General features: G+C 64.8%; 11 protein-coding genes. 3 read left to right on the top strand and 8 right to left on the bottom strand.

The genetic code is table 11. The features are described 5' to 3' along the window. Window positions 1–1,155, top strand: a complete 1,155-nt coding sequence (locus BUA05_RS08025; RefSeq protein WP_072674144.1) for a CaiB/BaiF CoA transferase family protein — start codon at window positions 1–3, stop codon at window positions 1,153–1,155. A gap of 64 nt (window positions 1,156–1,219) precedes the next feature. Next, window positions 1,220–1,768: a GbsR/MarR family transcriptional regulator gene (locus BUA05_RS08030; RefSeq protein WP_245790134.1), complete on the top strand. Its 549-nt coding sequence runs from the start codon at window positions 1,220–1,222 to the stop codon at window positions 1,766–1,768. Window positions 1,769–2,016: 248 nt separating this feature from the next. Here the strand turns inward: BUA05_RS08030 and BUA05_RS08035 are convergent, their stop codons facing one another. From BUA05_RS08035 to hisS, 7 genes are all read right to left on the bottom strand, one after another. Continuing rightward, complete coding sequence (locus tag BUA05_RS08035; RefSeq protein WP_072674145.1) at window positions 2,017–3,210, bottom strand: DUF418 domain-containing protein; 1,194 nt, start codon at window positions 3,208–3,210, stop codon at window positions 2,017–2,019. A 22-nt stretch (window positions 3,211–3,232) separates the two neighbouring features. Beyond that, window positions 3,233–4,456 (bottom strand): methionine adenosyltransferase, encoded by a 1,224-nt coding sequence (metK, locus tag BUA05_RS08040; protein ID WP_072674146.1) that lies wholly within the window; start codon window positions 4,454–4,456, stop codon window positions 3,233–3,235. Window positions 4,457–4,553: 97 nt separating this feature from the next. Beyond that, a complete protein-coding gene (lnt, locus tag BUA05_RS08045; protein WP_084662533.1) occupies window positions 4,554–6,170 on the bottom strand; it encodes an apolipoprotein N-acyltransferase in 1,617 nt (538 codons plus the stop codon). A 32-nt stretch (window positions 6,171–6,202) separates the two neighbouring features. Continuing rightward, on the bottom strand, window positions 6,203–6,901 hold the full coding sequence (locus BUA05_RS08050) for a DUF4167 domain-containing protein (protein ID WP_084662534.1): 699 nt from the start codon (window positions 6,899–6,901) through the stop codon (window positions 6,203–6,205). A gap of 274 nt (window positions 6,902–7,175) precedes the next feature. Further along, window positions 7,176–7,997, bottom strand: coding sequence for a peptide chain release factor N(5)-glutamine methyltransferase (gene prmC, locus BUA05_RS08055; RefSeq protein WP_072674148.1), 822 nt, complete (start codon window positions 7,995–7,997; stop codon window positions 7,176–7,178). Window positions 7,998–8,007: 10 nt separating this feature from the next. Continuing rightward, entirely contained in the window at window positions 8,008–9,090 is a 1,083-nt protein-coding gene (gene prfA, locus BUA05_RS08060; RefSeq protein ID WP_425429517.1) for a peptide chain release factor 1, read from the bottom strand. 95 nt (window positions 9,091–9,185) lie between these two features. Continuing rightward, the gene (hisS, locus tag BUA05_RS08065; RefSeq protein WP_072674149.1) at window positions 9,186–10,421 is read right to left on the bottom strand and encodes a histidine--tRNA ligase; all 1,236 of its coding nucleotides are present in this window, start codon (window positions 10,419–10,421) and stop codon (window positions 9,186–9,188) included. A 118-nt stretch (window positions 10,422–10,539) separates the two neighbouring features. Between hisS and ppa the strand changes: the two genes are divergently transcribed. After that, complete coding sequence (gene ppa / locus BUA05_RS08070) at window positions 10,540–11,070, top strand: inorganic diphosphatase (protein WP_072674150.1); 531 nt, start codon at window positions 10,540–10,542, stop codon at window positions 11,068–11,070. Between the two features lie 196 nt (window positions 11,071–11,266). On the opposite strand, the gene BUA05_RS08075 is transcribed toward ppa, so the two are convergent. Next, window positions 11,267–11,644, bottom strand: a complete 378-nt coding sequence (locus BUA05_RS08075; protein WP_072674151.1) for a hypothetical protein — start codon at window positions 11,642–11,644, stop codon at window positions 11,267–11,269. Window positions 11,645–11,899: the final 255 nt, after the last annotated feature.

An 11,899-nucleotide genomic window follows, 5' to 3' on the forward strand; every position in this document is an offset into this window, starting at 1 on the left:
ATGTGGCTGACCGAACCACGCAATCCCAATGCGCCGCTCGCTGGGCTCAAGGTGGTGGAATTGGCGCGGGTGCTGGCGGGACCGTTCTGCGGACAGATCCTTGCCGATCTCGGTGCGGATGTGATCAAGGTCGAAAGCCCGGAAGGCGACGGCACACGGGCTTGGGGCCCGCCTTGGGTCGAGCGGGTGGACGCGGCTGGCACGGTCCACCGCGAGGCTGCCTATTACCATGCCTGCAACCGGGGGAAGCGTTCGATCATCGCCGATTTCTCCGCCGCCGATGACCTTGCGCGGGTCAAGGCGCTGATCACCGATGGCGATGTGGTGATCGAGAATTTCAAGACCGGCAGCCTCGCCAAGTTCGGCCTCGATTACGCCAGCTGCGCCAACGGCAACCCCGGCCTCGTCTATTGCTCGATCACCGGCTTTGGCCTCACCGGGCCGCGCGCGCATGAGGCGGGCTATGATTTCGTGGTGCAGGGAATGAGCGGCTTCATGTCGCTGACCGGCGAGCCTGAAGGGCACCCGGTCAAGATGGGCATCTCGATCTCCGACCTGTCGACCGGGGTGTGGGCCGCCAACGGCATTCAGGCGGCACTGCTGATGCGGGCGCGGACCGGCAGGGGCCAGCAGGTCGATATCAGCCTGATGGATTCCTCGGTCGCGCTGCTGTCCAACCAGGCGACCTATTTCCTCACCACCGGACAGAACCCGCCGCGCATGGGCAATGCCCACGCACAGGTCGCGCCATACGGCATGTTCGCGGTGAGCGATGGGCACGTGATCCTTGCGCCTGCCAATGACGGGTTGTTTCACAAGCTGATGGATGTGCTCGGCCTTCGCCACCTGTCCACCGATCCACGCTTCATCGCCAATGGTGATCGCACCGCCAATGCGAAGGCACTCGACGCCGAAATCGCGGCGGCGACAGCGGGATGGACCAAACAGAGCCTGCTTGATGCCTGCCACGCGGCAGGCGTTCCGGCCGGGCCGATCAACCGGCTCGACGAAGTTTTCGCCGACCCGCAGGTGGCGGCGCGAGGCCTGCGCGTTGATCTTGGCGGGATGCCCGGAGTGCGCAGCCCCTTCGTGTTTTCCGAAGCCGAACTGGCGCTCGACCGGCCTTCGCCGATCCATGGCGAGGACGGGCCCTGACTGCGGGGGTTGCGCTCTTCTCGAATTTCTGTATTTCCAGAAATAGGGAAAGGCGAAGCGAGTCGTGACCGATCTGATGGACATCCCCGAGGCGCGCGCCTTCATCCTCCACTGGGGGGAGATGGGCACGGCCTGGGGCGTCAACCGCTCGGTCGCGCAGATTCATGCGCTGCTCTATCTCAGCGACCACCCGCTGCATGCCGAGGATATCTGCGAAGTGCTCGGCCTTGCCCGTTCCAACGTGTCGACCGGGCTGAAGGAACTGCAGGGCTACGGCATCGTCCGGCGCGTGCATATCGAGGGCGACCGGCGCGACCACTTCGTCGCCGAAACCGACCTGTGGGAGGTGCTGATGCGCCTCGCTGAAGAGCGCAAGAAGCGCGAGTTCGATCCGACCATCCGCCTGCTTGGCGAGCTGTCCGACAGCGTCAAAGCGCGCGGCGAGGTGCCGGTGCATGTGCGCGAGCGGATCGGGCGGATGCATGAATTCATTGGCACCCTGACCGGCTGGTATGCCGACGTGCGCCACCTGCCCAAGCCGACCCTCGTGCGGCTGATGAAGCTCGGCCGCGGCATCGCCCGCTTCCTGCCGGGCGGCAGCGACCGATCCTGATCTGAACCCCCGACAAAGGAGAAACCCTCTTGGAGCACGCTTGCATGAGTTAATTTCTGAATTTCCAGAAAGCACAGGAATGAAAGATGTACGATATCTATGCCTATGTCGCCTACCTTCTCGTCAGCATCGGCCTCACCGTCTGGGTGGCACAGACCCTGTCGAAGAACGGCCTCGTCTTCCTTGTCGAATGTTTCGGCCATGACCGGACGCTGGCGGGAGACGCGGCGGGCGGCGCAGGGCGCCGGTTAAGACAAAATCCGCGCACCCTCCCGCCACAGCCGCTCGAACGGCCCCTGGCCCAACCGCGCCACCCATGGCGGCGACCACAGCACCATCGCGGCAATCGGCACCAGCCCGAGCGCCAAGGCCTGCCAGCGGGTGACACAGCCGAACAGCCCCAGCCCCCACGGCGCGAAAATCGCGGCAAGGATCACGCTGGTCATCAGATAGTTGGTGAGCGACAGGCGTCCCACTGCCGCGAGGCTGCGGGTCAGGGCATTCTCGCTTCCCATGAACGCCATCGCCAGCGCGGCATAAGCCACCCCCAGCAAGGTATCGAACGGGGCTGACAGCACCAGCGCCACCGGCCCCGCCAGCGCCGCCGGAAAGCCTTCCGCCACCAGCCAGCCCGCCAGCGCCAGCAGCGCCGGCAACGCTACCAGCGCAGCAAGGCCCGCGATGCGTTGCAGCCGGAAAGTGCGCCACTGGCCCTTCAGCATTCCCGCCTTCCACAGCCCCATGCCAAGCGTGATCGCCGCCAGATTGAGCGGCAGCGAAGCGACCAGAGTTGTGAGCTGGGCGGGAATTGCGGCACTGCGCCGCATGATCCGCGCGCCAAATCCCTCGCGACCCTGTTCAAGCAGCGCGGCAATCGCCGCCGGGTCGTGTCCGAAATTGCGTTCAGCAAACAGCAGGGCATCAGTGCCCGCGCGGTTCAGATAAAAATCGACCATGGCGCTGCCAAAGGCGGTCAAGCCAAGGGCAACATGCACCATCAGCAACCCTGCCGCCACCGCAACCAGCGCCCGCGCCGATAGTCCGGCAAGCAATGGCAGCGCCAGCCCCGCCAGCGCATAGGCGCGCAGCACGTCATTGCTGGCCAGGAAGGTCGCATGCACCAGCCCGATCACGAACAGCACCAGCATCCGGGCATAATGCGCACGCCATGGCTGTTCGCCGCCCTTTTCCAGCAGGATCAGGCAGCCGACCCCGAACAGCATCGCGAACAAGGTGCGGAACTTGTCCTCGACGAACACGAAGCTTGCCAGCCACACCCGGTAATCGACCGCGCCGGTCGCGCCATAGGCAAGCGGGTTGTAATAGGCCGGCCCCGGCAGCGCGAAGGCGTGGACATTCATCCCGACGATGCCGATCACCGCGATCCCGCGCAGCGCATCGAGCGCGAAAATCCGTTGCGGGGGCGAATCGGGCGTCACCATCAATGGCGCCCTACACCCGAAATCAGCCCAGCGCTGCCTTCAGATCAGCAACCAGATCGGTGCGTTCCCACGGGAAGAGATCGCCTTCGGCCTTGCGCCCGAAATGGCCATAGGCAGCGGTCTTCTGATAGATCGGCTTGTTAAGGCCAAGATGGGTGCGGATGCTGCGCGGGGTCAGCCCGCCCAGCTTGGCAATGCCAAGGATCGCCTGTTCGATCTTGTCGTCGCCCACGGTGCCGGTGTCATGCGTATCGACATAAAGCGACAGCGGCTCGGACACGCCGATGGCATAGGCGATCTGGATGGTGCAACGCGTGGCAAGGCCCGCCGCCACGACATTCTTGGCAAGGTAGCGGGTGATATAGGCGGCCGAACGGTCGACCTTGGTCGGGTCCTTGCCGCTGAAAGCGCCGCCGCCGTGCGGGGCCGCGCCGCCATAGGTATCGACGATGATCTTGCGCCCGGTCAGGCCTGCATCGCCATCCGGTCCGCCGATTTCGAAGGCCCCGGTGGGATTGATGTAATATTTCGTCCCGCGCAGCAGCACCGGCGGGATCACGTCGGCCACCACTTTCCGCACATAGGCTTCAAGCTCGGCATATTTGGCCGCATCGGCATGATCGCCGGTAAGGCAATAGCCCCGCCTGTGCTGGGTCGATACCACCACCGCGGTCGCGGCCACCGGCAGCGAACCTTCATAACGCAGCGTCACCTGGCTTTTGGCATCGGGTTCAAGAAACGGAGCCAGACCCGCATGGCGATCAGCAGCCATGCGCTCCAGGATCTTGTGGCTGTAATACAGCGTGGCGGGCATCAGATCGGGGGTTTCGTCGGTCGCGTAACCGAACATGATCCCCTGATCGCCTGCACCTTCATCCTTGTTGTCGCCCGCGTCCACGCCCTGCGCGATTTCCGCCGACTGGCCGTGGAGGTTGTTTTCGAACCGGAGGGTTTCCCAGTGGAAGCCGTCCTGTTCGTAGCCGATACGCTTCACCGTTTCGCGCACGGTGTCCTCGATCTCTTTTTCGGCACCGGGCGCCCATTTGCCGTTCTCGAACACACCCTTGCAGCGGATTTCGCCGGCCAGCACCACCAGCTGGGTGGTGGTCAGGGTTTCACACGCGATGCGCGCTTCGGGGTCTTTGGACAGGAACAGGTCGACGATCGCATCGGAAATCTGATCGGAAACCTTGTCCGGGTGGCCTTCGGAAACGCTTTCGGAGGTGAAGAGATAATCGGTGCGCATGAGTCCCCCGGGGGCTGTGGTGAGCGGATTTCCACCAGACAGGTCACCTTATGCAGATATAAGGAAACCTTTATGTCCAGCTTTGTGCCGCACCGCCCTAGCCGCGCGCGCGGGCCAGCGCAAGCGCTCTTGGCAAGCCAAGCCCCAGCGCAATCAGCACCGCCGCCCAGCCCAGCGTCAGCCAGTGTCCGGCCCGCGCAAACAGCGTCGGCGGCTTGGCGGCGGGAACCACCCCTTCCAGCTTGTCCGCCTTGCCGCGCGCGATACTGCCGCGCACGATCCCGTTCGCATCGATCACCGCGCTGATCCCGGTGGTGGTCGATCGCAGCGCCGGCAGGCCTTCCTCGATTGCCCGCATCCGCGCCTGCGCCAGATGCTGCGGCGGGCCCCAGTGGCCAAACCAGCCATCATTGGACGGGTTGAAGATGTAATCCGGCCGGTTCGCGCGATCCACGACCTTGCCCGAGAACACGATTTCGTAACAGATCTGGATGCCCGCCTTGCCATGCCTGCCCAGATCGAGCGTGCGCGGCCCCGGCCCGGGTTCGTAATCGATCGCGCCTGCCACCAGCCGCGACAGGCCAAGCGGTTCGAGCAGTTCGCGCATGGGCAGATATTCGCCATAGGGCACAAGATGCGCCTTGGCGTAACTGGCCTTGATTGCGCCCTCGCCATCAATCGCCATCACCGAATTACGCGCGCTGACCGCGCCTTGGGTGCCGTCCTCGCGCGTGCCGATGTCGAGGTTGACCACCCCGGTGAGCAACGTCGATTGCGGGCCGATGATCCCGCCGATGCGCGCCCTTGCAAATTCGGGATCGGCCCCGGCGGTCATCTGGAGATAATACCGGTCTGGATAACCATCTTCGAGGTAATCGGGAATCGCGCTTTCGGGCCACAACACGATCCGGGACTGGTTCTGTTCCGGCGCGGTAAGCGCGGCGATGCGGGCGAATTGTTCCTCGAACTTGCCGGCCTCGTTGATCTCCGACTGAGGGATCAGCGGCTGGACAAGGGTGTAGCGGAGGCCCTTAAGCGGCGGCTTGATGACATGCAGGGAAACAAGCATCCCCGCCGCGACTGCCACCACGCCTGCACCGGCCACCAGCCAGCGGCGGGCGGCCAAGGCCCACAGCAGCACGCTTGCCAGCACCAGCGCTAGGCCTGACAGCGCATAGGTGCCCAGCCAAGGGAGCAGATTGGCCACACCGGGCGTGCCCCACCCGCCCAGCAGCATCAGCCCCAGCGGCGGCCAGGGATAGCCGGTGAACACCCAGCCCCGCAGCCATTCGGCGGTAATCCACGCCCCCGCCAGCACCAGCCCGAAGGCCCACAGCGGCGCGCGGCGAGCGATGAGGTGCGCGGCCAGCGCCGCCAGCGCGGGATAGGCCGCAAGATAGATGCACAGCATGGGCACCGCGACCCAGCCCAGCACCTCGGGCATCTTGGCCTGATGGGTAAAGGCGGTCGCGATCCAGTTATTGGCGAGCGTCAGATGCGCCCAGCCGAACCACCAGCCGCGCCAGAAGGCCGCGCGCCGGGTGGGGGCCACATGCAGCAGCCACACGAACCCTGCCAGCGCCGCAAGGCCCAGCGGCCACAGATGCAAGGGCGGATAACCGCAGGCCGCAATCAGGCCCAGCACAATGGCGGAAAGCGCCGGGCGGCGCTGCGCCAATGCCGGTGCACCGGCCAGCCAAACGGCCACGCCCATCCGAGCCGAAGCCGTCCAGCCCATCGCTGCAATCAGCCGACCGCTTCGAGCGTGCCGTCGCTATCGCCAGAATCATCACCGGGTCTGGCGCGCGCATCATCGCCGCGGATCGACGGGGGAAGGATCGATGAATCGAGTCCGCCCGGGCCATCACCTGCCGACTTGCGCGGCTTGCGGGCGCGCGGCGTCGGCTTTTCGGCGCGCTTTTCGGTGCGCGCACCCTCCCCATCACCCTGCGGCTTGCGCGAGGGCTGACGGCGGCGGGGTTGCGGTTCGGGCTTGGCCGGTTCTTCGGCATCTTCATCGCCGATGAAGGATTCGCCTTCCTGCCCGAATTCGCCTTCGTCATTGCTGCGCGAATCATCGTCGCGATCATCGCGGCGCTGGCGCGGCCCACGCTCGCTGCGACGGTTGCGGTCGAAATCGCCGTCCTCGTCGCTGGTGTCCTCGTTCTGGTCGCGGTCCTCGCCGCGGCGCGGCCCACGCTGTTCGTCCTGACGCGCCTTGTTGTCGGCAATCACCCGGAAATAGTGATCCGCGAATTGCAGATAATATTCCATCTGCACGCGGTCGCCATTGTGCTGGGCGTCCTGCGCCAGCTTCTTGTACTTGTCGAGCATCTGAGGCGCATTGCCGCGCGCCCGGCTGTCGATCCGGTTAAGCTGGTTGCCACTGCCACCCTGAGGGCGGTTCCCGCGCCCGCGGCGACGGTTATTGCGATTGTTATTCAAGGAAATTGTTCCTTAATCAGCGGCCTGGTGCAAAAAATCCTGCACCCGCGACCAACAGACCCCTTGTCCATGCACTCCACCGTCGGATCTTGACCATCGGCCTGACCAAAGGGTGACGCGCGCCCCGCGCTGACAAAGCCGGGGACGAGCCCTGCCGGCCGGTTCAAGCGAAATTTGGAGCTTAGTCCAGCGATTTGCGCCCTTCGCAGATCGTCTGGTCTGACGTGGAAATAGCGATGCAAAGTCGCTTTGCCAAGCCCCTGCCGGCTTTTCCTCACCGGAGGAGCAACACGCGCGGCCTTCCGGCAAGGTCGCAGCGCAGTTCGGCCGCGAATCCGGCGCCAGCCGCAATCGCGCCGACAGCTTCGGCCTGGGTTGCGCCAATTTCGACGATGGCGACTCCACCGGGCACAAGCAGCTTGCCAAGCTGCGGGATCAGCGCGCAATAGTCGTCAAGCCCTTGCGGCCCGGCGAACAGCGCGCCGGCGGGTTCCCAGTCGCGCACTTGCGGGTCGAGCGCCGCGTCCGCCTCGACATAGGGCGGATTGGCGAGGATGAGGTCAAAGCGGCCAAGATCATCCGCCCAGCCGGGCGCGTGCCAGTCGCGCTCCAGCCAGCGGCTGCGCGGCGCAAGGCCCAGCGCGGCGGCATTGGCGGACGCAACGGCCAGCGCTGCGGGGGAAGCATCGACCCCCACCCCGTCCCACCCTTCCCGGTGGGCCAATACCGCCAGCAGCAGCGCGCCCGAGCCGGTGCCGCAATCGAGCGCGCGGCCCGCATCTGCGGCCTGTTCGAGCGCAGCGTTGACCAGTGTTTCGCTGTCCGGGCGCGGGATCAGCGTGGCCGGGGTGACGGCCAGCGAGAGGCCATAAAACTCCGTGTTCCCGGTAATATGGGCGACGGGTTCATGGGCGGCACGCCGGTCAACCATCGCGCTGAAACTTGTCGGCGCGGGTTCTCGCATCGCCTTTAGCAACATCTCCGAGCGGGCAAGCCCCAGCGCATGCGCCATCAGCAATTCGGCGTCGAGCCGCGCCGTGTCGCTGGTGGCGGCAAGGCGCGTCGCAGCAGCGCGGACGGCTTCACCGACGGTCATCCCACCCCGCTCACTCGGCTAACGCCGCCAGCCGCTTGCCTTCGTCCTCGGCGATCAGCGCGTCGATCAGTTCGGCGAGCCCCGGCCCGGCCAGCACTTCTTCCAGCTTGTGCAAGGTCAGCCCGATGCGGTGATCAGTGACGCGGCCTTGCGGGAAATTATAGGTGCGGATGCGTTCGGAACGATCGCCGCTGCCGACCATTGCCTTGCGCGCTTCGGCCTCGGCCCCGTGGGTGGCTTCGCGCTGGGCATCGTAGAGCCGCGTGCGCAGCACCTGCATCGCCTTTTCCTTGTTCTTGTGCTGGCTGCGCCCATCCTGGCAGGTCACCACCGTATTGGTCGGCAAGTGGGTGATGCGCACGGCGCTGTCGGTGGTGTTGACGTGCTGGCCGCCTGCGCCGGACGCGCGGTAGACATCGATCTTGAGGTCTTTGTCCTCGATCTGCACATCCACCTCGTCGGGCTCGGGCAGCACCGCCACGGTCGCTGCGCTCGTGTGGATACGCCCGCCGCTTTCGGTCACAGGCACACGCTGCACCCGGTGGACGCCGCTTTCGAACTTCAGCTTGGCGAACACGCCGGTGCCGGTGACATTGGCGATCACTTCCTTGAAGCCGCCGATGTCGCTGGCGTTGATGCTGACCGGCTCGACCTTCCAGCCCTGCTCGGCGGCATAACGTTCATACATGCGGTACAGGTCAGCGGCGAACAGCGCGGCTTCATCGCCCCCCGTCCCGGCACGGATTTCGAGCATCGCGGGCTTGGCATCGGCAGAATCGCGCGGCAGCAGCGCGATGGCGAGGCGGCGTTCGAGTTCGGGCAAGCTGGCCTTGATCTCGGCAAGCTCGTCCTCAGCCATGGCCTTCATTTCGGGGTCGGCGAGCATTTCGGAGAGGCCCGTCATTTCCTCGCGCGCGGATTTCACCTCGGCCGCGATCTTGGCGACGGGTTCGAGTTCGGCGTAATCACGCGAGGCGCGCACAAAGGCCTCGCCCTCCAGCGTTCCGCTCGCCATGCGCGCTTCCAGCTCCGCAAAGCGGTGCGCGATCTGGTCAAGGCGTTCGGGGGGGATTTGCACTTCGGTTTCTTCCATCGTCGGCCCGCACTTGATGCGGGCCTTGGCTTTCTAACGGCGGGCGGCGGAAAAGGAAGCCAAGCCCCGGATCAAGTCCGGGGCGACGGAGGGCGCTAAGATCGGGACGTCAGGATTTCTGAAAGCTTTGGAGCAAGCTCACCACCCGCGAAGCCATAATAGCCATCTGCACCTACGCGCAAGATATGCTGCGGCTGCTGCTTCACGGCCTTGTCGTAACGCTTCTTGGGCGATCCGGTTGCCATGATTTCGGCGACGACTCCGCCGTTGCGAAGGTCGGCGAGCAAGGAGAACGCGGCGCTAAGTCCGGCGTCATCTTCAACGAGCACCATCGCTTCGAGCGGTTCATCTTCCCGCGCCCCCACCAGCATCGCCAGCCGCTCGATCCCCGCAGCCCAGCCCACCGCAGGCGTCGGGGCACCGCCGAGCGACTCCAACAGGCCGTCATAACGCCCGCCGCCCAGCACCGTGCTCTGGCTCCCCAAAGCCGCAGCCGAGGCGCTGCCTTCGTCAGGGATGAATTCAAACGCCGTGTGGCGGTAGTAATCGAGGCCGCGCACAAGGCTTTCCGCCCGCACCCACTTCACGCCCGCCGCATCCAGCCCGCTGGTCACAGCGGCAAAGAAGGCGCTCGCCTCCTCCGACAAAAACGCATCGATCTTCGGCGCATCCGCCAGAAATGGCTTGTCACGCGCATCCTTCGAATCGAGAATGCGCAGCGGGTTCTTCTCCAGCCGCTCCTGCGATTCCTCCGATAGCTGATCCTTCACCGCGCGGAAGTAATCCACCAAAGCCGCGCGCCACGCCTCGCGGCTTTCGCCATCGCCCAGCGTGTTGAGATGCAGGGTCACATCGTGAATGCCCAGCTCCTTCAACAGCTGATCCGCCATCGCCAGCAGCTCGACATCGGCCTGCGGCTCGGCGGCACCGATGACCTCGGCGTCGATCTGGTGGAACTGGCGGTAGCGGCCCTTTTGCGGACGTTCGTAACGGAACAGCGGGCCGTGGGTCGCGACCTTCAGCGGCGCATATTGCTGCCAGCCGTTGGTGAGGAAAGCGCGCGCGATCCCGGCGGTGAATTCGGGGCGCAGGGTGAGCGAATCCCCGCCGCGATCTTCGAAGGAATACATCTCCTTCGACACCACATCGGTCGTCTCGCCGAGGCTGCGCGCAAACACCTCGGTCTTCTCGAAGGCCGGCATTTCGACCCGGCGGAAGCGATACAGGCGGCGCACGCGCTCAAACGTCTCGACCACGAAGGCGAAAGCCTCGGCCTCGGCGCCGAAAATATCCTGAGTGCCTCTGATGGCCTGCGGGGTGTTCTTGCTCATGGGATTCCTTGGTGTACCGGGCGCAGTTAAGCCCACGCGGGGTCTTTCGCAATCCTGCGGCACGGATTAAGGGGCGGGGCGTTACCGCTTCTTCACGTAGCCGCAAAAGAGAACAATCATGCGCATCGACAAGATCCCCACCGGCATCAATCCGCCCGACGATCTCAACGTGATCATCGAAGTGCCGACCGGCGGCGAGCCGGTGAAGTATGAATTCGACAAGGAATCAGGCGCGCTGTTCGTCGACCGCATCCTGCACACGCCGATGCGCTATCCGGCCAATTACGGCTTTGTTCCGCACACGCTCAGCCCCGATGGCGATCCGCTGGATGCGCTGGTGATCGCGCGTTCGCCCTTCATCCCCGGCTGCGTTGTCCGCGCCCGCCCGATCGGGGTGCTCAACCTCGAAGACGAACATGGCGGCGATGAAAAGCTGATCTGCGTGCCGGTGGACACAACCTTCCCCTATTATTCGGACGTGGCCGAGACCAAGGATCTGCCTTCGATCATCTTCGCGCAGATCGAGCACTTTTTCACCCACTACAAGGATCTGGAAGCCGAAAAGTGGGTGCGCGTGGGCAAGTGGGGCGATGCCGCCGAAGCCCGGCAGGTCACCATCGAGGCGATCGAGCGGTACAAAAACTCCTGATTTGCGCCCACCGTCCGGGGTACGAAGTTCTCGCTCGTGCGGCCTCAAGGTCGCGTCGCTGCGGGCGGTTTTGCAGGTGTGGTTCGCACGTTTGCGTGTTCAGCTCCGATCGCGCAGCGACCGCGTAGGCGCGCGCCCAGGCCCGCAGGGTTTGAAACCGCACCGGGGATGATCGGCCGAAGGGCCGGGTTCAAAACTAGAAAAGGCTGAGCAGCGCCTTGATGATCAGGGTCAGGCCGAACGGCAGGCCGATCGCCAGCAACCACAGTCCCGCAATGTCACGGCGGAAGGCGGCGGCATAGGCAGGATCAGCGGCCTGACCATCGTCCAGCGCGGCCCAGCGACCTTCGAACCAGCGCAGGGCGGGAATGATGCCCGCCACCAGCACCACCAGCGCCGCATAGGGCAACAGTCCCGAGGTGCCCTCGCTCAGCGCCTTGACCGTCATGAAAATCTGCAGGCCGGTATAGACCAGCAGACCATAGGCGACATGATCGCTCATCGACTTGCGCCAGTCGCGCACCCGTGCTGAGGCCGTGGCCCGTGCCTGATGGTGCTCGGTTGCTTTGCCCATGATGCCGCTCCCCCACGGTCTGGAATTGATGATCGAGTATCGCAAAGCACGCGGAAGGTTGCAATGGGCAGCGAAAAATCGCCATTTTGTTGCGCCGGGGCCAATCTTGCAGAGGCAAGCATCGGAAATGACGCAAAGTTTGGCGCGGGATGCGCGTGCAGCACCCCGATCTGTGGCGGCTAAGCAATAATCCTGCCAAACCTGTCTCGGGTCTTTCCTGAGGGCCGAAGGGTGCTAAAGACCGCAGGCAATGTC

Source organism: Erythrobacter sanguineus (genome assembly GCF_900143235.1).
GTDB lineage: Bacteria > Pseudomonadota > Alphaproteobacteria > Sphingomonadales > Sphingomonadaceae > Erythrobacter > Erythrobacter sanguineus.